We start from the raw sequence: 21,454 nt of genomic DNA on the forward strand, positions 1-21,454 counted from the left end.
CTCAGCCCAGCAGCCGCCGCGCGGCGAACAGGTGACCGTGCCGGACCTCCGAGATCGGTCCGTCCAATGTGTCCCAGTCGGTCTGCGAGCAGTGCAGCATCGACGGCCAGCCGTCCACGACGCCGGCACAGATACCCACGTGGTAGACGAAACCGGTGTCCGGCTTGCGGAAGAACATCAGGTCGCCGGCGGCGAGGTCGGCCAGCTCGACCGGCTCGCCGACCGCGTACTGGTCGGTCGCGTCGCGCGGGATCAGCTGCCCGAACCGCCGGTACAGCCCATAGGTCAACCCGGAACAGTCCAGACCGTGGGCGGTCACCCCGCCCGCGAGATACATCAGCCCGAGGAACTGCCGCCCTGTGCTCAACAACTGCTCCGCGCTGGGCAGGTCGCTTTCCGACGGGTACGCGCAAAGGTGCGCCCGGGGCAGGTAACCCGCACCGCCGCCGGGCAGATTCACCCGGGCCCAGTCCTCGTCGCCGCCCTGGACGGGCAGGATCGTCGCGAACGAGACGCCGTCGATCAGCGGCTCGCCGCCGGGCTCCGCGCGTACGCACGTCGTGGGAACGACGACGACGGCCTGTTCGCCGGTCTCCTCTGCTGGTGTGGCGAGCTGACTCAGCGGCAGCCAGCCCGGGTAGCCGCGCGGATCCTTCCGGCACGACTGCGACGGGACGACGACCTGCGCCCACCCCTCCTTGACGTCGTCCACGAGGACGGTGTCGCCGAGCAGGGCCTGGGTGTCGAGGCGGCCCCAGAGTTCGCGGCGCTCGTCGGGACCTTGCGCCGCCACCCAGGCGGCGACGTCGGCCGGCGCGGCCAGCGCGGGCGCGTCGAGTTCGCGGACGGCGTCTGGTGCCGTCCACAGTCCGGCGGCCGCGACGGCGACCTGCATCGTCTCCACTGTCGTCCTCCCCGTCAGCGAGCCCAGTCGTGTGAGCGTAGCCAGCCGACGACCGCCGCCGCCACGGCCGAAGGGTCCTTCCGCAGATCGTGCCGTTCGCCGGGGAGCACCACGAGGTCGACCTCGGCCCGGGCGTCCGGTACACCGAACGGGTCCCGATCGCCGTTGACCACCAGTGTCGGCACCCCGGTGGCGAGTTCGTCGTCGCGGGTCTTCTCCGGCTTGCCGGGCGGATGCAGCGGGAAGGCGAGGGCGACCACGCCGGCCGCGCCGCTGTCCAAAGCGGTCCGGCAGGCGACCCGGGCTCCGCTGGACCGGCCGCCGACGAGCAGCGGAACCTTGATCCGAGCCGTACGCCGTAGGTGCGCCACCACGGCCAGCCAAGCCTCGTCGAGCTGCGGCGCCGGGGCGGGCGCCTTGCGTCCGGCGACCCGATAGGGCTGGGTGACGAGGGCGACCGCGACCCCGGCGGCGACCGCCGCCTCGGTCACGGCGGCGAGATCGGCCGAGCCGACGTCGCCGCCCGCACCGTGCCCCAGCAGGAGCCAGCTGCTGATCTTGCCTTTCGGCTTGACCGTCTCGGCGCGGGCCGGCCCGCGCGGCGTCTCGATCTCCACCGCCCCTGTCCCCCTCAGCTGCAGATCACGGTTATGCCTGCCATTCTGAGTCAGGTTCAGCTGCATATCCGTGATCTGCGGGGAAAGAGCGTCAGCGCTCGTTCGGCATGATGATCCACAGCGCCAGGTAGATCAGCACCTGCGGGCCCGGCAGCAGGCACGACAGGACGAAGATGAGGCGCATCACGTTCGGCGAGATGCCGAACCGGCGGCCCAGCCCGGAGCAGACTCCGGCGATCCAGCGGTTGTCGCGCGGTCGGTAGAGGCGGCGAGGTGAGGTCGTCGTTGTCATGCCTCAACGGTAGGTACGCCGATCTCCTCAGCCCTCCGCCGTCGGACGGATCTTGTGATTCGAATCCCGTAGGGGCGTCCCGGAGCGTCCGGCGCGCTATATTTTCTTGCGTATGCATCTAAGACGGGAGTCCTGCCGATGAGTGCGCGCCGCTTCCTCTTCCTCCTCGCCAGCACCCGGGAGAACGGAAACACCGAGGTCATGGCGCGGCACGCGGCGGCGTACCTGCCGGTCGGCGTCGAGCAGCAATGGCTGCGGCTGATCGACCATCCGCTGCCCGACTTCACCGACGTACGCCATGAGGGCGCCGGGGTCTACCCCGAGCCGGAGGGTCACGCCCGGACGCTGATGGACGCGACGCTCGCCGCGACCGACGTCGTGATCGCCTCGCCGCTCTACTGGTACAGCATCTCCACGCCGGCCAAGCGGTACATGGATCACTGGTCGGGCTGGATGCGCGTACCGGGCGTCGGCTTCAAGGACCGCATGCGGAGCAAGACGTTCTGGGGTGTGACGGCGGTCAGCCACGAGGACTTCAGCCGGGCCGAACCGCTGATCGGGACCCTGCGGCTGTCGGCCGAGTACTTCGGGGCGCGCTTCGGCGGCGTCCTGCTCGGCTACGGCAACCGCCCCGGCGACGCGCTTGACGACGCCCCGGGTCTGGAACGGGCCCGCACGTTCTTCGCCGGAGAGCCGGCGATCGCCACGACCCGGCTCGCCTCACCGAAGCGTACGCAGGTCATCCACGCGTAAGACTCAGAGCCGGGTGAGCCAGGGCCGGATCTCGTCGGCGACCTGCTCGGGCACCTCGATCTGCGGGGTGTGCCCGGCGTTCAGCTCGACGTAGTGCCATTGTGGATGGGCGGCCGAGGTCGCCCGCGCCGACTCGATGGGCACCAGCCGGTCGTGTACGCCGTGGATGAGCAGCACCGGCTGGGTCAGCCCGGCCATCCGGCGGCGATGCTCGGACCGGCCGACACCCCGCAGGATCGACCGAGCAGCCTCCAAATAGGACTCCGCCCGGCGTGGCTGCGTCGCACGGCGCTCCTCCAACGCGATTCCGGCCGTGACGATCTCCGGCGGAATCCGGGACAGGTCGGAGAAGCACAGCGCCAGCACGTGGCCGACCCGATCCTTGACCGGCACCCGGGCCAGCCGACGGCGTAAGGACCATTCGCCGAGACCCGGGATAGCGTGGACGGCGAACTGCTTGCGTACCACAGGATCGACGCGCGCGCCTTCGGCCAGCGGCAGCGTCGGGTCGACCAGCGCGAGTGCGCGTACCTTGGCCGGGTCTCGGGCCGCGGCGAGGATGCTCACCATGCCGCCCATCGAGTTGCCGACGAGCACCACCGGCTCCCGGACGACCTCGTCGAGGAAGCGCACCAGCAGCTCCGCGTTGGCCCCCACACTCGTACGCCGTCCATGCGGTTCGGTCAGCCCGAAGCCGGCCAGGTCGAGGGCGTACCCGCGTACCTGGTCGCCGAGCAGCGGCGCGAGCCGGGTCCAGTTGAGGTGCGAGCCGCCGAGGCCGTGCACGTAGACGACGGCCGGCCCGTCGGCGGGACCGCCGAAGTCGACGTAGTGCACCGCGCCCGCGAGGTCGACCGTGTGGCTGTTCATCGCGGTGCTCCGTGCTTGCGGAGTTCCCGCTTGGCCAGCGAAGCCTTGTGCACCTCGTCCGGGCCGTCGGCCAGGCGCAGCGTACGCGCGGCCGCCCACATCTGGGCCAGCGGGAAGTCCTGGCTGACGCCTCCGCCGCCGTGCACCTGGATCGCCTTGTCCAGCACCCATTCCGTCATCTGCGGCACCGCGATCTTGATCGCCTGGATCTCGGTGTGTGCGCCCTTGTTGCCGACGGTGTCCATCAGCCACGCGGTCTTGAGGACCAGCAGCCGGGCCTGCTCGATGCGTACGCGAGCCTCGGCGATCCACTCGCCGACCACGCCTTGGGCCGCCAGCGGCTTGCCGAAGGCGACCCGGTCGACGGCGCGGCGGCACATCTCCTCCAGGGCCCGTTCGGCCATGCCGATCAGGCGCATGCAGTGATGAATCCGCCCCGGGCCCAGGCGCGCCTGCGCGATGGCGAATCCGTCGCCCTCACCGGCGATCAAGTTCTCCGCTGGTACGCGTACCCCTTGGAACCGGATCTCGGCGTGACCACCGTGCCAGCCGTCGTCGTAGCCGAAGACTCGCATGCCCCGCTTGATCTCGACCCCGGGCGTGGCCCGGGGGACGAGGATCATGCTCTGCTGGCGATGCCGTTCGGCGGACGGGTCGGTCTTGCCCATCACGATGAAGATCTCGCAGTTCGGGTTCATCGCGCCGGACGACCACCATTTGTGCCCGGTGATGACGTACTCGTCGCCGTCGCGCTCGATCCGCGTGGCGATGTTGGTCGCGTCGGAGGACGCGACCTCGGGCTCGGTCATGCAGAACGCCGAGCGGATCTCGCCGTCGAGCAGCGGCCGCAGCCAGCGTTCCTGCTGGACCGGCGTGCCGAACATGCTGAGGACTTCCATGTTGCCGGTGTCGGGGGCGTTGCAGTTGCACGCCTCCGGGGCCAGGTGCGGGCTGCGCCCCATGATCTCGGCGAGCGGCGCGTATTGCAGGTTCGTCAGCCCCGCGCCGAACTTGTCGTCCGGCAGCCTGTGATTCCATGCCAGAGGCATTAGGTTCCACAGACCGCGCCGCCGGGCCTCGGCCTTCAGCGCCGCCATCACCGGCGGTGCCGACCAGCCGTCCTCTTCGGACACAGCGGCCTCGGCCGGATAGACGTACGCCGCCATGAAGTCGAGCAGTTCGGCGCGCAGCCGCTCGGTCGTCTCGTCGTAACCGAACTCCATGTCAGGCCTCTCTCAGCTGCCGGAGCCCGGCGTCCACCAGCTGCGGAACCATCGCGCCCACCTGGTCGAACCCGGTGCCGACGGTCTGCCCGGCGAGGTGCCGGTAGTGGATGCCCTCCAGGATCACGGCGATCTTGAAGTACGCGAACGCGAGGTACCAGCCGAGACCCTCGGCGAAGGGGCGGCGCTCGGCGTACCGCCGAGTGAGGTCCGCACTGGTCGGCAGGGCGCCCGCCGGAGCCGCCTCGCCGAAGAGGCCGGTCGGCCGCAGCCAGAGATCCCAGTACACAAGGGACAGCCCAAGGTCGGCGAGCGGATCGCCGAGGGTTGCCATCTCCCAGTCCAGCACGGCCACGATCTGGTCCTGGCCGTTCACGATGACGTTGTCGAGCCGGAAGTCGCCGTGGACGATCCCCGCCCCGCTCTCGGCCGGAATCCCGGCGGTCAGCAGTTCGAAGAGCTCGTCGACGCCGGGCAGCTCCCGGCTGCGCGAGGCGTCCAGCTGCTGCTTCCAGCGGCGTACCTGGCGCTGGAGGTAGCCGTCGGGCCGGCCGAAGTCGCCGAGTCCGACCGCGGCGGGGTCGACGGTGTGCAGGTCGGCGAGCACGTCCACCAGCGAGAAGGCGAGCGCATGCGCCCGGTCCCGGCCGAGGGCGGCGGCCTGCGCGGCGGTCCGGTAGATCGTCCCGGGGACGTCCTGCATGACGTAGAACGGAGCCTCGTCCGCGGTCTCCGCCTCACAGAAGGCGATCGCCGCCGGCACCGGTACGCGAGTCGCACCGAGCGCGCTGATCACCCGGTACTCCCGGCTCATGTCGTGGGCGGTCCGCAGCACGTGGCCCAGCGGCGGCCGGCGGACGACCCAGGTGGTGACGCCGTCGCCGACCCGATAGGTCAGGTTGGACTTGCCGCCCTGGATCAGCTCACCGCTCAACGGGCCGTGGACGAGGCCGGGGCGTACGCGGTCGAGGCACGCCTGGAGCCGATCGAGGTCCAGACCTGTGGGCTCGGTCATGGGGTGATCACCACCCGGCCCACGGTGTCGCCCGCGCCCAACCGGGTCAAGCCGTCGACGGCGGCCGCCAGCGGCAGGACCTCGCTGACGAGCGGCCGGATCGCTCCCGTCGCCGCCAGGTCCAGCAACGCCCGGTGCGCCTGGCTGACCACGGCCGGGTCGAGCTGCCGATACAGCCCCCAGTGGACGCCGACGATCGAGTAGTTCTTGATCAGGGCGTGGTTCAGCGGCGGGGCGGGAACAGTGCCGCCCGCGAAGCCGATCACCAGAATCCGGCCCTCGAACGCGACACAGCGCGCCGAGCCGGCGTACGCGTCGCCGCCGACCGGGTCGTAGACGACATCCGCGCCCCGGCCGCCGGTCGCCTCCTTCACCACCGCGACGAAGTCCTGCTCACGGCGGTCGATCACGAGGTCGGCCCCGAGTTTCGTGGCGACCTCGGCCTTCGCGGGTCCGCCGACGACGGCGATGACCCGCGCCCCGGCCGCCTTGCCCAGTTGCACCGCGGCGCTGCCGACCCCACCGGCGGCGGCGTGCACGAGCAGCGTCTCTCCCGTTTGGAGCTGAGCACGCCGGTGCAGCGCCACGAACCCCGTCTGGTACGCGATGTGCAGCGCGGCGGCCTCGGCGTCGGTCAGCGACTCCGGGGCGGGGAAGGCGTCGACGGCGTCGAGGATCGCCACCTCGGCCAGCCCACCAGTGGGCAGCGCCGGCGTACCGATGATCCGCTCGCCGACCTGCCGATCGACGCCCTCGCCGACGGCGATCACCTCGCCGCACAGTTCGACGCCCGGGGTGAACGGCAGCGGCGGGCGTACCTGGTAGTGGCCCCGACACAGCAGCACGTCCGGGAAGTTCAGGGCGCTCGCGCGTACGCGGACGGCCAGCTGGCCGGGACCGGGCTGCGGCTCCGGCACGTCGACGAGATCGAGGGCGTCGGCCGGCTCACCGAGCCGCGTTACCTGCCAGGCCCTCACAGGTACACCCGCGTCACGGTCTCGGCGACGCAGACCGGCTTGTCGCCGCCCTCCCGTTCGACGGTGACGACGCTGACGAGCTGCGCCCCACCGGCCACGTCGGTCACCTCGACGAGCTTGACCTCCGCCCGTACCCGTGAGTTCACCGGCAGCGGAGCGGGGAACCGCACCTTGTTCAAGCCGTAGTTGACCGCCATGCGTACGCCGTCGACCCGGACCAGCGGCCCGACCAGCACGGGCAGCAGCGACAAGGTGAGATAGCCGTGCGCGATGGTGGTGCCGAACGGACCGGCCGCCGCCCGCTCCGGGTCCACGTGGATCCACTGGCTGTCCCCGGTCGCCTCGGCGAACCGGTCGATGCGCTCCTGATCGACGGTCAGCCAGTCGCTGTGGCCCAGGACGGAGCCGGCCGCCTTCCGCAGATCGTCCAGAGTAGCCATGCGTTCCTCCCGATGTGCCGTTTGCAGGGCGCTGGATCAGGGTTCCCGGTCGAATCTTGGGCCAAGATTCGACCCAGAACCCTGATCCAGCGGGGAAAGCTGATCCAGCGGGGAAAGCGAGAACGTGGGTCAGGCAGTGAGGGTGGGGCGCACGAGGGCGCCGCCGTCGACCACGATCGTCTGTCCGGTCAGCCACGAGGACGCGTCCCCGGCGAGGAAGACCGCGGTCTTCGCGATGTCCTCGGGTTCGCCGATCCGGCCGAGCGGGATGTGCTTGTTGAGCGTCTCCTCGTGGTCTTCCCACAACGCCCGGGCCAGCTGCGTACGCACGATGCCCGGCGCGATCGCGTTGACGCGGACGCGCGGGGCGAGTTCGGCGGAGAACTGGCGGGTGAGGTGGATGACCGCGGCCTTCGTCGCGTTGTAGTACCCGATGCCCAGTTCGGTCACCAGACCGCCGACCGAGGCGATGTTCACGATCGAACCGCCGTGCCGGGCCATCGACCCGTGCCAGACGGCTTGCGTCCACAGCACGATGGAGAGCTGGTTGACCTGCACGGTCTTCTCCGCGCGGGCCACGTCGATGTCGACCATCGGCCCGTAGTACGGGTTCGTCCCGGCGTTGTTGAGGAGCACGTCGACCTGACCGAACCGGTCCACCGCCGCCGCCACCGCGGCCTGCGCCTGGTCCGGGTCGCCGACGTGCGCGGCGAACGGCAGGAAGCCGACGGACGGGTACGCCGCCGACAGTTCGGCCGCCACCGCGTCCAGGGATTCCTGCCGGCGAGACACCAGCACGACATTGCATCCTTCGGCCGCCAGCGCCGCCGCGGTGGCTAGACCGATTCCTCGGGAAGCCCCGGTGACCAGGGCGGTACGCCCATCGAGCCCGATCTGCATGGGGTCACCATAGCGGCCGGAGCCGCCCTTGCATACCGACCGGTCGGTATTGACAGCGCGAACCTCGAACCGGTGTGATGTCGGGCATGAGCCACTACCGCAGCAACCTCCGCGACCTGCGATTCATGCTGTTCGAGGTGCTCGACCAGCGATTGGGCCGGGGGCGCTTCGCCGACCTGGACCGCGACACGGTCGAGCAGATGCTGGCGGAGGTGGAGCGACTGGCCACCGGCCCGATCGCCGCCTCGTACGCCGAGGTCGACCGCGATCCCCCGGTCTACGACCCGGCGACCTGCTCGGTGACCATGCCGGCGGCGTTCAAGCAGTCGTTCCAGTCCTACATGGACGCCGAGTGGTGGCGGCTGGACATCCCGGTCGAGGCGGGCGGCGTCGCCGCGCCCCGGTCCCTGTGGTGGGCGCTCGTCGAGCTGATCCAGGGCGCACAGGCGCCGGTGTTCATGTTCGGCGGCGGCCCGCCGTTCGCCGGCCTGCTCCACCGCATCGGCACCCCGGAGCAGCAGCGGATCGCCGAGATCATGATCGAGCGCCGGTGGGCCGCGACGATGGTCCTCACCGAGCCGGACGCCGGATCGGACGTCGGCGCCGGGCGTACGCGGGCGGTCCCGCAACCGGACGGCTCATGGCACATCGAGGGCGTCAAACGCTTCATCACCTCGGGCGAGCACGACCTGAGCGACAACATCGTGCACTTCGTGCTGGCCCGGCCGGTCGGCACGGAGGGCGCGGGCGGCCCGGGGACCAAGGGGCTGTCGATGTTCGTCGTCCCGAAGTTCCACTTCGACGCGGCCACCGGCGAGCTGGGCGAGCGCAACGGCGTCTACGCCACGAACGTCGAGAAGAAGATGGGGATCAAGGTCTCCACCACCTGTGAACTGCGATTCGGTGAGCAGCAGCCGGCCGTCGGCTGGCTGGTCGGCGAGGTGCACGACGGGATCGCGCAGATGTTCAAGGTGATCGAGTCGGCCCGGATGCAGGTCGGGGTCAAGGCGATCGCGACGCTCTCCACCGGCTACCTCAACGCGTTGGCGTACGCGAAGGAGCGGGTGCAGGGCGCCGACCTGACGCGGATGCTCGACAAGACCGCGCCCCGGGTCACCATCGACCATCACCCGGACGTGCGCCGCATGCTGATGCTGCAGAAGGCGTACGCCGAAGGACTCCGGGCGACCTACCTGTACGCGGCGGATTGGCTCGACCGCGACCATCCCCAGGCCACGAACGTCAACGACCTGCTGCTCCCGATCGTCAAGGGGGTCGGCTCCGAGCGCAGTTACGAGATGCTCGCGTTGTCGCTGCAGACCCTCGGCGGCTCCGGCTTCCTCCAGGACTACCCGTTCGAGCAGTACCTGCGCGACACCAAGATCGACACGTTGTACGAGGGCACCACCGGCATCCAGGGGCAGGACTTCTTCTTCCGCAAGATCGTCCGGGACCGCCGGGTCGCCCTCGACCTCCTGCTCGCGGAGATGACCGACGACCTGGCGGCCATCGAGTCCACCGAAGCGCTCAAGGCCGCCGCCGAGGCGCTCCGCGACGCGATCGAGCAGGTACGCGCGATGGTCGACACGATGCTGGGCTGGCAGGCGGCGGCCAAGGACGACGTGACCGAGGTCTACAAGATCGGGCAGAACACCACCCGGCTGCTGATGACGGTCGGCGACCTGATCGTGGGCTGGCTGCTGGCCAAGCAGGCGGCGGTCGCCGCGACGGCGCTGCCGGACGCGGCGGGGGCCGACGCCGACTTCTACACCGGCAAGATCGCCGCCGCCGGGTTCTTCGCCGCGACGGTGTTTCCCGAGTTCACCGCACGGCGGCGCGTACTGGAGCAGACCGGCAACGCCCTCATGGAGATCCCCACGACGGCCTTCTGACCAGGTGCTGAAATCGGTGCTTTGCTCTACCGTGTTGGGCGTGAAGCCTCGCCCAGCTTTCGCCCTGTCCTTGGCCGCGCCCTTGCTCGCCGCCACCCTTCTGACCGGCTGCACGGGCAACGCCGCCCAGCCGTCCTCGTCCGCCTCGGCGGCGGTCGGCGTGACTCCCAGCCTCGACACCGAAGCCGCCGCCGCGCTGGTGGCCGCCGGAGTGAAGTCCGGTTCGAGCAGCTCCAAGCTGCACGCCGACATCACGTACGCCGGAGCCCAAGGCGTCCAGCTGGACATCCAGTCCGACCCGGCCACCAAGAAGATGAAGATGACCGTGGTGAACGGGACCTCGACGATCGAGGCTCGCGTCCTCGGCAGCGACTTCTATCTGACCGGCCTGCCGCAGCTCGGCAAGAAGTGGATGAAGGTCGACGGCACGCAGGTCGAAGGCTTCGGCGACATGTTCGCGATGAGCGAGCAGAACCTGGCGATGCTCGCCGGCGTCGTGGAGCTGAACGCCGGACCCAACGGCGTCTTCCAGGGGTGGATCGATCCGCAGAAGGCCATGGACAAGGCCGGCTCGACGCAGATCCGGGACGCGCTCGCCAAGGTGGTCAAGGCCGCCGGTGCGAACGCCCGCATCCCGTTCACCTCGAAGATCGCCGACGGCTACCTCGTCGGGCTGACCACCGAGTACCCGGCCGAAGTGAACAACGCGGTCACCCACATGAAGGTCGTGATGACGCTGAGCGACTTCGGCAAGCCGGTGGCGGTCGCCGCGCCGCCCGCCAAGGACCTCGTCCAGCAATAGACGCATCTGCCGGTCGCCTTGATCAGCGGAAGCTTCGTGGGGCTATGACACCGCGAAACTTCCGCTGATCAAGGAAGTCCTGATCGACTACAGGGCGGAGGCGGCCGAGACCTTCCATGAGTCGTCCACTTTCATCAGGGTGAGCACCACCCGGTTCTGGTCGACCTTCTCCCCCGAGATGTTGACGTTGCGCCGGTACTGGTTGACGAACAGCAGCACCTGCACCCGGTCCGGCGCGACGTCGATCACCCCTGACGCACTGACCTGCGCCGTCACCACCGCTTGCTCCTTGACGACCGAGTCCTTCAGGGCGGTGGTCGTCTTGGCGTACTCGCTGGCGAAGGTGCCGGTGGCGAAGTTCTTGCCGTTGGCGACCGCGGCGTCGAATGTGCGGTAGTCGTAGGAGAAGATCGCCGCGGCGGCGGCCGGGGCGACCGCGAGCGCCTCCCGGGTCGCGTCCGCCCGCTGCCGGTTCTGCCAACTGTCCCACCAGGCGTACCCGGCGAGACCGGCCACCACCAGGATGGCCGTCGCCAGCACGATGACCTGCTTGCGCACGATGCGTCCCCTCATCCGACGAACTGGAGCTTGCTGACGAGCCATCTGCCGCTCGCGTCGTCCTTGGCCAGGTCGAGCTGCATCCGGTAGTGCGACACCCGGCCGTCCGGCGCCTTCACGTTGGACACCGTCGCGTCGATGGCCACCAGCACGATCGCCGAGTCGTCGTCACCGCTGACCAGCCCCGCGCGCAGCACCGTGCCGACCGACTGGACCTTGTTCGTCAGGACGGCCTCGCGTACGCCGGGCATGCCCCAGCCGAACTCGTCGCCGAACTCGCCGGTGGCCCCGGCCGCGATCCGGGCCAGGTCCGCGTCGACCGTGCCCGCGCTGATCGACACGAAATTCACCGCGAGCTGCCGCGCCGCGGTCACCGCCTCGGTGTGCGCGGTCTCGAGCTGCCGCTGCTTCCACCAGCCGTGCCCGGCATAGGCGGTCGCGGCGAGCGCCACCGCCAGCACCATGATCAGCACTCGGGCCAACGGCCATTTAGGTGATACGCCGGAAGCAGCGCTCTTCTTCGGTCGCCGAGCGGGCGTCTTCTTCTCGGTCGAGCGCTCGGGACCATCCTCGATCGCGAGGTCGACCGCGGAGTCGACTGCGGGGTCGTCTGTGGGGTCGACCGCGGGGTCGACCGCGGGGTCGACCGGGGCAGCGGCCCGCGGCCGCGGCCGGGGCGGACGTTCCGCCGTCAGTTCGGTGGTTTCCACGTCGCGTTCCTTCCGTGGGACGTCGAGGTCGTCGGGGTCGTCGGTGGTCACGGCGCGAGCCCGGACAGGAGGAGCAGCTTCCAGGACTGCTCGCCGGCGGTGGCCGCCTGGCCGCCGGTGCCCCCGAAGAGCAACGGCAGACCGTCTGGGCCGATAACGAGCCCGGTGACCGGGTCGTAACCGGCAACGGGCGCGACCGCGGAAACTCCCGCAGCCGGGGACCCCGCCGTCCAGCCGCCCGACCCGAGCGGCGCGGGCGAGGGATCGCCGCTGGTCCGCGGCGCGTTCGTGGAGCCGCGTACGCCGGATCCGCCCGCGACCTCGGTCCGGGTGCACCGGCGCTGCCCCGATTTCACGTAGTTGCACGACGGCGGATCGCTGACGTTGAGCACCAGTCCGAGGTGAGCCGTCTTGTCGCCGGGCGCCACCGTGAAGCCGCCCGTGACCACCATCGGGTAGACGACCAGCAGCTGTTCGATGCCGCTCAACCGGCGTACGGCGATCCCGTTGACGGTGATCAGGTTGCCCAGCAGCGGCCCGATCGAGGGATCGAGGTCGCGCAACAGCCCTTGCAGTTCGGTCGCGGCCGGCGGGCCGGTGGCCAGCAGCGTACGCAGATCCGCGTCGCTGTTCCGGACGGTCTGACTGAGCTGGGCGAGGGCGCCGGCGAACCGCTTGATCTCGGCGGCCGCCTCCGCCTGCGTCTTCAGCACGGTGGCGGAGTCGTCGATGAGCTGGGTGGTCTGCGGCAGATAGCGGACGGCGTCGGCCAGCAGAGCACTGTTCGCGTCGAGCAGCGTACGCAGCGCGGCCTCGTTCCCCTCGAACGCCGTGCCCAGTTCGTCGACGAGGATCGAGAGCTTGGCCGGGTCGACCGAGGTGACGACCGCGTCCAGGTTCGTCAGCAGCGTCTCGACCGGCAGCGGTACGCCCGTCCGGGCGATCGGGATGACGTCGCCGTCGCCGAGGTAGGGCCCGCTGTCGGTGTCCGGCCGCAGGTCGACGTACTGCTCGCCGACGGCCGAGCGGTGCGCCACGACGGCGTGGAGATCCCTGGGCACTCGGCTGTCGCCGGTCATCCGCATGCGTACGCGGACCACGCCGTCGTGCAGGTCGACGCCCTGCACCCGCCCGACGGGCACGCCCCGATAGGTGACCGAGGCGTTGGCGAAGATGCCGCCGCTGGTCGTGAAGTCCGCGAACACCGTGTACGCCCCGGTGAACCGTTCGCCGAGCCCGACGAACCGGACGGCGACGTACCCGATGCCCAGCACGCTGACGAGGACGAAGGCGAGGAGCTGGAACCGGGCCAGCCTCGTGATCCTCATGTCGACCTCCCGGAAAGAATCTCCTGGAGTCCGCCGGTGACTCCGGCGATCTCCCCCGTCTCGGGGTCGTACTCCCAGGTCACGGCGGGTGCCGAGAGCGGCAGTCCGGGGAGCAGCCCGCTCGGGAGCAAGCCGCTCGGCAGCAGGCCCGACGGCAGGATCGAGGGCAACGCGGTCGGCAGGATGGGCGGCAGGGACGGCAGGATCGGCGGCAGCGAGGGCAGGATCGGCGGTAGTCCCGGGACGGTCGGCGTACCGGGCGTCGTGCCCTTGGCGACCAGGTTGGCCAGGATCGACGCCGCGTCCAGGTCCAGGGTGAGGTGCAGTCGGACGTAGTCGCCCGAGATCGCCTTCTGCACGTTCGGCGGGAACGGGTAGGACAGCATCAGGTCCAGCCCCTTCGGCAACGCGTCGCCCGCGCGTACCAGTTGAGTGAGCGTGGGTTGCAGGGCCTTGAGCGAGGCGAGGGTGTCGGCCTTGCTCTGGTCGATCACCCGCTTGCCCACGGACCCGAGGTCGCGCAGGGCGACCAGCGCGGCCGTGAGCTGCGCGCGCTGCCCTGCCAGCACGGTGAGGCCGGGTTCGAGCGCGTCGACGGCGCGGCCGATGGTGTCGGTCTGCTCCGCGAGCTGCTTCGTGAGCCGGTCGAGCGCGTCCAGCGCGCGGACGATGTCGTCCTTCTGCGCGTCGAGCGCCGCGACGAACTTGTCCAGCTCGTGCAGCGTGCTCTTGGCGTCGGCCTCGTGGCCGCCCAGCGCCTTGCCGACCTCGGCGTTGATCGTCTTGAGCTGGGCCAGGCCGCCGCCGTTGAGCAGCAGGCCGAGCGCCGCCAGCACCTCCTCGACCTCGGCACCCCGCTTGGTGCGCTCCAGCGGGATCACGTCGCCGTCACCCAGCTTCCCTTGTGGACTGTCGGTCGGCGCCGCCAGCGCGACGAACTTCTCGCCGAGCAGGCTGGATTGGCGGATCGCGGCGACCGTGTTGTCCGGCAGCTGGACCGTGTCGGCCACTCGCATCCGGACCACGGCGGTCCAGCCGTGCAGCTCGACGCCGGTGACGCTGCCGACCGTGACGTCGTTGACCTTGACCGCCGCCTGCGGCACGAGATCGAGGACGTCGGTGAACTCCGCGCTGACGGCGAACCCGCCCGACGACGGTTCGCCACCGGGCAATTGGCAACCGGAGACGCACAGCGCCAGCGCGATCGCGACCATCGCCCGCCTCATTTCGCACCGCCCAGCAGCGACCGGAGCTGGTCGGTCAGCGGAAGCCTGCGCTCGGCCAGCGCCTTGGCCAGCGTCAGGCAGTCCACCGGCACCTGCGCGGCGGGAAGGCTGTCGACCAGGAGAGAGCACACGAAACTCGCGGGGTCATATGGCCCCATCGCGTTGTCCCGGGTGTCGGTGGTACCGGACCGAGGGTTGTAGGCAAGGTTGAGATTGGACAGGGCCAGCGGCGCGACATCGAGCACCTCCCGCAACGCCTGTTGCTGCCGCACGAGTACGCCGGTCAGATCGGCGAGCGCGGCGACGTTCGCCTTCAACTCCGCCCGGTTGGCCCGCACGAACGTGGTGATCTGCGCGAGCGCGGAGGCGAGGTCGCGGATGGCCGCCGCCAGTTCGTCCTTCTCGGCCGCCAGTTCCTCGCCGACCTGCGCCATCCGGGCGGTGAACTCGCGTACGCTCGCGTCGCTCTTCGCCAGGGTGTCGGTGAACTTCTGCAGGTTGACCACGGTGCCGAAGAGGTCTTGCCGACCGGTCGACAAGGTGTCGAGCGCCTGGCTCAGGCCGGACAGTGTCTCGTGCAGGTTCTGCCCGTTGCCGGCGAGGTTGGCCGCACCGACGTCGACGAGCCGCGACAACGCCCCGTCTTTGTTCGCGCCTTCCGGGCCGAGCGCGCGGTTCAGATCGTCCAGCGACCGGTAGATCTCGTCGAGTTCGATCGGCACGACCGTCCGCTCGACCGGCAGTTCCGCGCCGTCGGCCAGGGCCGGGCCACCCGCGTACGCCGGAGCCAGCTGGACGTAGCGGTCGGCGACGACGCTCGGCGGCACGACGAGCGCCTGAGCGTCGGCCGGCACCTTCACCTGGGGGTCGTAGGCGAGTTCGACGCGGACGGTCCGGCCTTCCGGGCGTACCGAGGTGACCTCACCGACCTTGACGCCGAGGACACGCACATCCGAACCCTCGTGTACGCCCACCGCCGCGGCGAAGTGCGCGACCACCCGGTTCATCGGCTTGTCCCGCAGCATGACCGCGAGGGCCACGACCGCGACCGGCACGAGCGCTGCGGCGATCACCGTCCGCGCCTTCACTTCGTCCCTCTGACTGAACTTCTGGCGGCTCGCCCAAGAGGCTCCCCGGCGGGCAGATAACCCTGGACCAGACCGGCCACATAGGAGTCGAACCATCGGCCGTTGCCGACGACGTTGGCGAACGCGTTCACGAACGGAGCCAGGCTGGTCAGCGTGTTCTCCAGCTTGGTGCGGTTGCGTTGCAGCACCCCGACGAAGGTCCGCAGCTTCTGCAACGCCGGTTGCAGCGTCTTCTTGGTGTCGGTGATGAACCCGGAGATCTGATCCGCCAGCTCGGACGTGGCGACCAGCAGCGTGTGGATCGCGTCGCGGCGGGTGTGCACCTCGGCGAGCAGCAGATCGGCGTCCGCGATCAGGCGCTGGAACTCCCCGTCCCGCTCGGCCAGGACGGCGGTCACGCCCCGCGCCCGGGCGAGCAGTTCGCGAAGCTGGTCGTCGCGGGACGCGACGGTCTGCGAGAGCCGCGACAGCCCGGTCAGCGACGCCTTCACGCTGGCCGGCGTATCCGCGAAGGTCTCCGAGAGCACGGTGAACGCCTGCGCCAGCTGCTGGGTGTCGATCTCGGTGAGCGTTCCGGCCAGCCCGGTGACCGCCTGCATCACGTCGAACGGCGAGGCCGTCCGATCCAACGGGATCTCGCCCTTCAGCTCACCGCCGCCCTGCGGGTCGAGGGCGAGGAACTTCTGGCCCAGCACCGTTTTGATCCGGATGGTGGCGCCGGTCTTCTCCCCAAGAACGACGCCACGCACCCGGAACCCCACCCGGACGAAGGCACCATTCCCATCCTGGGCGAGCTGAATCCCCGTTACCTTGCCGACTTTGACGCCGGCGACGCGTACCTCGTTGCCGGGTGCGAGACCGCTGGCGTCTCGGAAAGCCGCGCTGTAACTGGTGCCACCGCCGATGAGCGGCAGATCCTCGAGCTGGAACGCCGCCAGGATCAGTGCGAACAGGACGACGACGCCCACGCCGCCGACCACTGCCGGGTTGCGCGCCTTCATGGTGTGCTCCCGCATTTGGCCGCGGTGCCGCTGAACGTCGCCGGATTCAGCGTCGTGCTGCCCAGCGTCACCCGGCCGTCGAAGTCGCAGAGATAGAAGTTGAACCAGGACCCGTACGAGGCGGTCCGGGTCAACGCGTCCAATCGGGCCGGTGCCCGGGTCAACGTCGACTCGATCACCGACGAGTTCTCGACCAACGTTCCGGCCAGCGTGTTCAACGCGGAGATGTCCGCGGCCAGGCTCGGTCGCGCGTCGCGCAACAACGAGCTGGTCGCGTCGGCCAGGCCGCTGATGTTGGTCAACGCGCCGCCGATCGCCTTCCGGTCCGCGGCCAGCCCCGACACCAGCAGCTGGAGCTGCTTGATCGTCTCCGACAGCTTCGCGTCCCGCTGGTCCAGCGTGCCGAGAACGGCGTTCAGGTTCGTGATCACCCGGCCGATCGCCGCGTCGCGGTCCGCGAGGGTGTTGGTCACCGAGGCGGTACGCCGTAAGAGGTCGGACAGCGTACCGCCCTCGCCCTGCAGCACCTGGATGATCTCGAAGGCGAACTTGTTCACGTCGGCCGGGCTCAGCCCCGTGAAGAGGGGACGGAACCCGTTGAACACGACGGTCAGGTCCAGCGCCGGAGTCGTCTGCGCCACCGGGATCAGGCCGTCCGGCTTGAGCCGCTCGCCGCCGCCGGGTCCCTCGCTCAGCGCCAGATACCGCTGGCCGATCAAGTTCCGGTAGCGGACCTTGGCCAGGGCCGTCGTCGCCAGCGGAACGTCCTCGGCGGTGAAGCTCACCTCGGCCGTCGGCGCGCCGTCGGCGGACTGCCGGAGCCGGATGCCGGTGACCCGGCCGACCTTGACGCCCGCCACGCGTACGTCGTCGCCGACGAGCAGACCGGTCACGTCGGTGAAGCTCGCCCGGTACTCCGGCCCGCCGCCGAACGCGAACGCGCCCAGCGACCGCGCCAGCAGACCGGTGAGCAGCAGCGTCACGGCGGCGAAGGCGAGCAGCTTGAGCAGCGGCCGGGTCACTGGCTCACCCCGAGATTCACCGTCTGTCCATTGAGGAGCGGTCCCCACAGCAGCAGTGAGAGGTCGCTGACCTGGTCGGGCTGCGTACCGGTGAGGGCGGCGACGATCGGCCGCAGCAGCGGCTGCCGCGCCGGTGCTCCCGCGCCGTAGTCGTAGCCGTCGGCGATGGGCGTACTCGGGGCGGGCACCTTCGGGTTGGGCAGACCATGGCACTGCGGCCCGTTGCGCGCGCCGTAGACCGGCTCGTCCCGACCCTTCACGTACTTGCCGTTGTCCCGGGTGACCTCCAGCGTGATGTGCATCCGGCTGCCCGCGAAGACCTCCTCCAACTGCGGCTGCAACGCCGTCAGCCCCTGGAAGAAGCACGGATACTCCGGGGCGTACGCCGCCAGCAGCTCCAGCACCGGGCGGCTGACCCGGCCCAGCTGGATGATCCGGTCGTCGTAGCGGTCGAGGAAGATCCGGGTGTTGTCGGCGAGGTCGGTGGCGTCCGCCAGGAACTCGGCGAGCTGCTCCTTCTGGTCGGCCACAGTGGTCGCCGTGACCGTGACGTTCCGCAGGATGGTCAGCAGATCGGGCAGGGCGGCGTTGTACCCGTCGACCGCTTGGGCGAGCCGGCGTACGTCGGTGGCGATGGTCGGCATCTGCTTGTTCAAGCCGGCCAGCACCTCGTCGGCGTTCGCCAGGTCCTGCCCGAGCCGCTGCCCGCGCCCGTCCAGCGCGTACGCCAGCGCGCCGAGCGTCGCCGCCAGCTTGTCCGGCTTGATCGCCTGCAACACCGGCAGTGCCCGGTCGAGCACCTGCTCCAGTTCGACCGCGCTGGACGTGCGGTCTTGGGCGATGACGGCCCCGGCCCGGAGAGCGGGACCCCCTTCGCGGGCCGGGACCGTCATGCCGGAGGTCGGCGCGGGCCGACCTCCGGCCCCCTCCGACTGGCCGACCGAACGGCCGGTGCCGGCGGGGACCAACTCCACATAGCGCTCACCGAAGAGGGTCTTCGGGAGCAGCCGTGCGGAGACGTCGGCCGGAATCCTGGCGATCTGATCGGGATCGATCGCCAGTCGCAGTTCCGCCGACGAGCCGTTGGCGGTGATCTCGCGTACCTCGCCGACCTGGACGCCGAGCAGCTTGACCTCGGCTCCGGTCGCGAGCTGCATCCCGGTGTGGTCGGTACGCAGGGTCACCCAGTCCACCGGGGTGAACGCCTTGCGATAGGCCAGCACCGACAGCGTGAGCGAGCCGACGAGCAGGACGACGAAGCCGAGGCCGAGCAGGCGCAGCCGCATGACGGTCACCCCGCGATCCGGACGGTCGTCGTCGCGCCCCACACCGCGAGCGAGAAGAAGAAGTCCACGACGTTGACGGCCACGATCGCCGTACGCACAGCGCGCCCCACGGCGACGCCGACGCCGGCCGGCCCGCCACTCGCGGTGTATCCGTAGTAGCAGTGGATCAGCACCACGATCACGCTGAAGACGAGCACCTTGCCGAACGACCAGAGCACGTCCTCAGGCGGCAGGAACAGCCCGAAGTAGTAGTCGTAGGTGCCCGGCGACTGTCCGAAGTAGCCAGTCGCGATGGTCCGCGTCGCGAAGTAGCTGGCCAGCAGGCCCAGCACGTACAAGGGGATGACGGCGATGAAGCCCGCGATCATCCGCGTCGTGACGAGGAACGGCACCGACGGCACCGCCATGACCTCGAGCGCGTCGACCTCCTCGGAGATCCGCATCGCGCCGAGCTGGGCGGTGAAGCCACAGCCCACGGTCGCCGAGAGGGCGAGCGCCGCGACCAGCGGAGAGATCTCCCGCGTGTTGAAGTACGCCGAGATGAACCCGGTGAACGCGCTGCTGCCGATCTGGTCGAGCGCCTGATATCCCTGCAGGCCGACCTCGGTGCCGGTGAAGAAGGTCAGGAACGCGATGACGCCGACGGTGCCGCCGACGACGGCGAGCCCGCCGGTACCGAAGCTGACCTCGGCGAGCAGCCGCAGCACCTCGCGCCGATAGCGCCGCAGCGTACGCGGAGTCCACGCGGCCGCCCGCAGGTAGAAGGCGAGTTGACCGCCCAGCATGTCCAGCCAGCCGAACACCGGATCACGCCCCCTTCTGCGGGACGACCTGGAAGTAGATCGCCGTCATGACGAAGTTCAGGGCGAACAGGAGCATGAAGCTGATCACGACGGATTTGTTCACCGCGTCGCCGACCCCCTTCGGGCCGCCCTTGGCCTCCATCCCCAGGTAGCTCGCGACCAGCGCCGACACCGCCCCGAAGACGAGCGCCTTGAGCTCGCCGGAGACGAGGTCGGGCAGCTGGCCCAGGGCTTGGAAGCTCGCGAGGTACGCCCCCGGCGTACCGCCTTGCAGGACGACGTTGAAGAAGTAGCCGCCGGCCACCCCGACCACGCTGACCACCCCGTTGAGCAGGACGGCGACGAGCGCGCCGGCCAGCACCCGCGGGACGACCAGCCGCTGCACGGGGTCGATCCCGAGGACCCGCATGGCGTCCAGCTCCTCGCGGATCTTCCGCGCGCCCAGATCGGCGCAGATCGCCGAGCCGCCCGCCCCGGCGATCACCAGCGCGGTCACGATCGGCCCGGCCTCCCGGACGACGGCCAGCACCGACGCCGCTCCCGTGAACGACTGCGCGCCCAGTTGGCGTACCAGTGAGCCCAACTGGAGCGCGATCACCGCACCGAACGGAATGGCCACGAGCGCCGCGGGGGCGATCGACACGGAGCTGAGGAACCACGCCTGCTGGACGAACTCGCGGATCTGGAGCGGGCGGCGGAAGCAGCCGCGCAGCGCGCGCCCGCAGAAGATCAGGAACTCCCCGATGGTTCTCATCGAACCTCCACAAAGGAGCCAAGTGGCGGCACCACGCTGTGTGCGTGGCACCATTCGCCGGGTGGGCGTTCGGCTCGCCGGGGTCCGCCGTCGGAGGGGCGCAGCTGCAACGGGATGGGCGGCAGCGGAGGCAGCTGCGCCCCGGCGGCGGCCTCAGCGGCCAGCTCGTCGGCGTCCTTCTCCTCGGCCATGCCGATCGGACCGACGCGCTGGGCGTTGAGGAACTGGCGGACCACGGGCTCGTGGCTCGACAACAACATCTCGCGCGGGCCGAACATCGCCAGATGCCCGTGGTAGATCAGGCCGATGTTGTCCGGCACGGTCCGCGCGGTGTTGATGTCGTGGGTGACGATCAGGAACGTCGCGTCGATCTGCTGATTCAGATCGATGATCAATTGATTCAGGTACGCCGTCCGCACCGGGTCGAGGCCCGAGTCGGGTTCGTCGAACAGCACGATCTGGGGGTCGAGGACCAGCGCGCGGGCGAGACCGGCCCGTTTGCGCATCCCGCCCGAGATCTCGCCGGGCAGCTTCTTCTCGGCCCCGGTCAGGCCCATGAGGTCGAGTTTCTCGGTGACGATGTCCCGGATGCGGCCCTCGCTGAGCTTCGTGTGCTCGCGCAGCGGGAACGCGACGTTGTCGTAGATGTTCATCGACCCGAACAGCGCGCCGTCCTGGAACAGCACGCCGAACAGCTTGCGTACCTCGTAGAGGTCGCGCTCAGGCAGCTGCGGCAGGTCCTGGTCGCCGATCCAGATCGAGCCGCGATCCGGGCGCAGCAGGCCCACCAAGGTCTTGAGGAAGACCGACTTGCCGGTGCCGGACGGTCCCAGCAGGACGGAGATCTCGCCGGCGGGCAGCGTCAACGTGACGTCCGACCACACCGGCGTACGCCCGAAGGACTTCGTCAGCCCCTCGACTCGGACCTCAACGCCCACCCGTTCCTCCCCGGCTGCCACCAGTTGGTGAAGGGTTATCGCCGGGGAGGGCCGC

General features: G+C 70.0%; 23 protein-coding genes. 3 read left to right on the plus strand and 20 right to left on the minus strand.

Annotation, left to right across the window (positions count from 1 at the left end):
* Nucleotide 1: 1 nt before the first annotated feature.
* The 3 genes from HDA40_RS18925 to HDA40_RS18935 all read right to left on the minus strand — a co-directional run bounded on the left by HDA40_RS18925 (nucleotide 2) and on the right by HDA40_RS18935 (nucleotide 1,813).
* Nucleotides 2–895, minus strand: a complete 894-nt coding sequence (locus tag HDA40_RS18925) for a C40 family peptidase (RefSeq protein ID WP_253763680.1) — start codon at nucleotides 893–895, stop codon at nucleotides 2–4.
* 23 nt (nucleotides 896–918) lie between these two features.
* The gene (locus HDA40_RS18930) at nucleotides 919–1,521 is read right to left on the minus strand and encodes an alpha/beta hydrolase family protein (RefSeq protein WP_253757701.1); all 603 of its coding nucleotides are present in this window, start codon (nucleotides 1,519–1,521) and stop codon (nucleotides 919–921) included.
* A gap of 91 nt (nucleotides 1,522–1,612) precedes the next feature.
* Entirely contained in the window at nucleotides 1,613–1,813 is a 201-nt protein-coding gene (locus tag HDA40_RS18935; protein WP_253757703.1) for a PspC domain-containing protein, read from the minus strand.
* 138 nt (nucleotides 1,814–1,951) lie between these two features.
* Here HDA40_RS18935 and HDA40_RS18940 point away from each other — a divergent pair, with 138 nt between their 5' ends.
* Nucleotides 1,952–2,566 carry a flavodoxin family protein gene (locus tag HDA40_RS18940; RefSeq protein WP_253757705.1) on the plus strand — a complete coding sequence of 205 codons (615 nt, stop codon included), beginning with the start codon at nucleotides 1,952–1,954 and terminating at the stop codon, nucleotides 2,564–2,566.
* A 3-nt stretch (nucleotides 2,567–2,569) separates the two neighbouring features.
* Here HDA40_RS18940 and HDA40_RS18945 read toward each other — a convergent pair whose 3' ends face one another.
* From HDA40_RS18945 to HDA40_RS18970, 6 genes are all read right to left on the minus strand, one after another.
* Nucleotides 2,570–3,436 carry an alpha/beta fold hydrolase gene (locus tag HDA40_RS18945; protein WP_253757707.1) on the minus strand — a complete coding sequence of 289 codons (867 nt, stop codon included), beginning with the start codon at nucleotides 3,434–3,436 and terminating at the stop codon, nucleotides 2,570–2,572.
* A complete protein-coding gene (locus tag HDA40_RS18950; RefSeq protein ID WP_253757709.1) occupies nucleotides 3,433–4,659 on the minus strand; it encodes an acyl-CoA dehydrogenase family protein in 1,227 nt (408 codons plus the stop codon). The genes HDA40_RS18945 and HDA40_RS18950 overlap by 4 nt, the downstream gene beginning before the upstream one ends.
* Before the next feature lies 1 nt (nucleotide 4,660).
* Nucleotides 4,661–5,674, minus strand: coding sequence for a phosphotransferase family protein (locus HDA40_RS18955; RefSeq protein WP_253757711.1), 1,014 nt, complete (start codon nucleotides 5,672–5,674; stop codon nucleotides 4,661–4,663).
* Complete coding sequence (locus HDA40_RS18960; protein ID WP_253757713.1) at nucleotides 5,671–6,651, minus strand: NADPH:quinone oxidoreductase family protein; 981 nt, start codon at nucleotides 6,649–6,651, stop codon at nucleotides 5,671–5,673. Before HDA40_RS18960 ends, HDA40_RS18955 begins: the two co-directional genes overlap by 4 nt.
* Nucleotides 6,648–7,091: a MaoC family dehydratase gene (locus HDA40_RS18965; protein ID WP_253757716.1), complete on the minus strand. Its 444-nt coding sequence runs from the start codon at nucleotides 7,089–7,091 to the stop codon at nucleotides 6,648–6,650. The genes HDA40_RS18960 and HDA40_RS18965 overlap by 4 nt, the downstream gene beginning before the upstream one ends.
* 129 nt (nucleotides 7,092–7,220) lie before the next feature.
* Nucleotides 7,221–7,991: an SDR family oxidoreductase gene (locus HDA40_RS18970; protein WP_253757718.1), complete on the minus strand. Its 771-nt coding sequence runs from the start codon at nucleotides 7,989–7,991 to the stop codon at nucleotides 7,221–7,223.
* 86 nt (nucleotides 7,992–8,077) lie between these two features.
* Here HDA40_RS18970 and HDA40_RS18975 point away from each other — a divergent pair, with 86 nt between their 5' ends.
* Nucleotides 8,078–9,883, plus strand: a complete 1,806-nt coding sequence (locus HDA40_RS18975) for an acyl-CoA dehydrogenase (RefSeq protein ID WP_253757720.1) — start codon at nucleotides 8,078–8,080, stop codon at nucleotides 9,881–9,883.
* Nucleotides 9,884–9,923: 40 nt separating this feature from the next.
* A complete protein-coding gene (locus HDA40_RS18980) occupies nucleotides 9,924–10,685 on the plus strand; it encodes a hypothetical protein (RefSeq protein WP_253757722.1) in 762 nt (253 codons plus the stop codon).
* 87 nt (nucleotides 10,686–10,772) lie between these two features.
* Here the strand turns inward: HDA40_RS18980 and HDA40_RS18985 are convergent, their stop codons facing one another.
* Genes HDA40_RS18985 through HDA40_RS19035 form a run of 11 tightly spaced genes read right to left on the minus strand, consistent with a single transcriptional unit; the run spans nucleotide 10,773 to nucleotide 21,399 of the window.
* Nucleotides 10,773–11,243 carry a hypothetical protein gene (locus HDA40_RS18985; RefSeq protein ID WP_253757724.1) on the minus strand — a complete coding sequence of 157 codons (471 nt, stop codon included), beginning with the start codon at nucleotides 11,241–11,243 and terminating at the stop codon, nucleotides 10,773–10,775.
* Nucleotides 11,244–11,254: 11 nt separating this feature from the next.
* Entirely contained in the window at nucleotides 11,255–12,004 is a 750-nt protein-coding gene (locus tag HDA40_RS18990; protein WP_253757726.1) for an Rv1363c family protein, read from the minus strand.
* Complete coding sequence (locus tag HDA40_RS18995; RefSeq protein WP_253757729.1) at nucleotides 12,001–13,281, minus strand: MCE family protein; 1,281 nt, start codon at nucleotides 13,279–13,281, stop codon at nucleotides 12,001–12,003. The genes HDA40_RS18990 and HDA40_RS18995 overlap by 4 nt, the downstream gene beginning before the upstream one ends.
* Complete coding sequence (locus HDA40_RS19000; protein ID WP_253757731.1) at nucleotides 13,278–14,495, minus strand: MCE family protein; 1,218 nt, start codon at nucleotides 14,493–14,495, stop codon at nucleotides 13,278–13,280. The genes HDA40_RS18995 and HDA40_RS19000 overlap by 4 nt, the downstream gene beginning before the upstream one ends.
* Before the next feature lie 8 nt (nucleotides 14,496–14,503).
* Nucleotides 14,504–15,580 (minus strand): MCE family protein, encoded by a 1,077-nt coding sequence (locus tag HDA40_RS19005; protein WP_253757733.1) that lies wholly within the window; start codon nucleotides 15,578–15,580, stop codon nucleotides 14,504–14,506.
* Nucleotides 15,581–15,591: 11 nt separating this feature from the next.
* Nucleotides 15,592–16,596 (minus strand): MCE family protein, encoded by a 1,005-nt coding sequence (locus HDA40_RS19010; protein WP_253757735.1) that lies wholly within the window; start codon nucleotides 16,594–16,596, stop codon nucleotides 15,592–15,594.
* Complete coding sequence (locus HDA40_RS19015) at nucleotides 16,593–17,618, minus strand: MCE family protein (RefSeq protein ID WP_253757737.1); 1,026 nt, start codon at nucleotides 17,616–17,618, stop codon at nucleotides 16,593–16,595. The genes HDA40_RS19010 and HDA40_RS19015 overlap by 4 nt, the downstream gene beginning before the upstream one ends.
* A complete protein-coding gene (locus HDA40_RS19020; RefSeq protein WP_253763681.1) occupies nucleotides 17,615–18,904 on the minus strand; it encodes an MCE family protein in 1,290 nt (429 codons plus the stop codon). Before HDA40_RS19020 ends, HDA40_RS19015 begins: the two co-directional genes overlap by 4 nt.
* Before the next feature lie 5 nt (nucleotides 18,905–18,909).
* The gene (locus tag HDA40_RS19025) at nucleotides 18,910–19,707 is read right to left on the minus strand and encodes an MlaE family ABC transporter permease (protein ID WP_253757739.1); all 798 of its coding nucleotides are present in this window, start codon (nucleotides 19,705–19,707) and stop codon (nucleotides 18,910–18,912) included.
* A gap of 4 nt (nucleotides 19,708–19,711) precedes the next feature.
* A complete protein-coding gene (locus HDA40_RS19030) occupies nucleotides 19,712–20,461 on the minus strand; it encodes an MlaE family ABC transporter permease (RefSeq protein ID WP_253757741.1) in 750 nt (249 codons plus the stop codon).
* Nucleotides 20,458–21,399 (minus strand): ABC transporter ATP-binding protein, encoded by a 942-nt coding sequence (locus HDA40_RS19035; protein ID WP_308197725.1) that lies wholly within the window; start codon nucleotides 21,397–21,399, stop codon nucleotides 20,458–20,460. Before HDA40_RS19035 ends, HDA40_RS19030 begins: the two co-directional genes overlap by 4 nt.
* Between the last annotated feature and the right edge of the window lie 55 nt (nucleotides 21,400–21,454).

The organism is Hamadaea flava (assembly GCF_024172085.1).
Taxonomy (GTDB): domain Bacteria; phylum Actinomycetota; class Actinomycetes; order Mycobacteriales; family Micromonosporaceae; genus Hamadaea; species Hamadaea flava.

Bases quoted from the DNA above. Each gene is read 5' to 3' on its own strand.
- HDA40_RS18945 (WP_253757707.1), bottom strand. From the start codon at position 3,436: ATGAACAGCCACACGGTCGACCTCGCGGGCGCGGTGCACTACGTCGAC.
- HDA40_RS18965 (WP_253757716.1), bottom strand. From the start codon at position 7,091: ATGGCTACTCTGGACGATCTGCGGAAGGCGGCCGGCTCCGTCCTGGGC.
- HDA40_RS18975 (WP_253757720.1), top strand. From the start codon at position 8,078: ATGAGCCACTACCGCAGCAACCTCCGCGACCTGCGATTCATGCTGTTC.
- HDA40_RS19000 (WP_253757731.1), bottom strand. From the start codon at position 14,495: ATGGTCGCGATCGCGCTGGCGCTGTGCGTCTCCGGTTGCCAATTGCCC.
- HDA40_RS19030 (WP_253757741.1), bottom strand. From the start codon at position 20,461: ATGAGAACCATCGGGGAGTTCCTGATCTTCTGCGGGCGCGCGCTGCGC.
- HDA40_RS18935 (WP_253757703.1), bottom strand. From the start codon at position 1,813: ATGACAACGACGACCTCACCTCGCCGCCTCTACCGACCGCGCGACAAC.
- HDA40_RS18970 (WP_253757718.1), bottom strand. From the start codon at position 7,991: ATGCAGATCGGGCTCGATGGGCGTACCGCCCTGGTCACCGGGGCTTCC.
- HDA40_RS19020 (WP_253763681.1), bottom strand. From the start codon at position 18,904: ATGCGGCTGCGCCTGCTCGGCCTCGGCTTCGTCGTCCTGCTCGTCGGC.
- HDA40_RS18925 (WP_253763680.1), bottom strand. From the start codon at position 895: ATGCAGGTCGCCGTCGCGGCCGCCGGACTGTGGACGGCACCAGACGCC.
- HDA40_RS18940 (WP_253757705.1), top strand. From the start codon at position 1,952: ATGAGTGCGCGCCGCTTCCTCTTCCTCCTCGCCAGCACCCGGGAGAAC.
- HDA40_RS18950 (WP_253757709.1), bottom strand. From the start codon at position 4,659: ATGGAGTTCGGTTACGACGAGACGACCGAGCGGCTGCGCGCCGAACTG.
- HDA40_RS18995 (WP_253757729.1), bottom strand. From the start codon at position 13,281: ATGAGGATCACGAGGCTGGCCCGGTTCCAGCTCCTCGCCTTCGTCCTC.
- HDA40_RS19010 (WP_253757735.1), bottom strand. From the start codon at position 16,596: ATGAAGGCGCGCAACCCGGCAGTGGTCGGCGGCGTGGGCGTCGTCGTC.
- HDA40_RS18955 (WP_253757711.1), bottom strand. From the start codon at position 5,674: ATGACCGAGCCCACAGGTCTGGACCTCGATCGGCTCCAGGCGTGCCTC.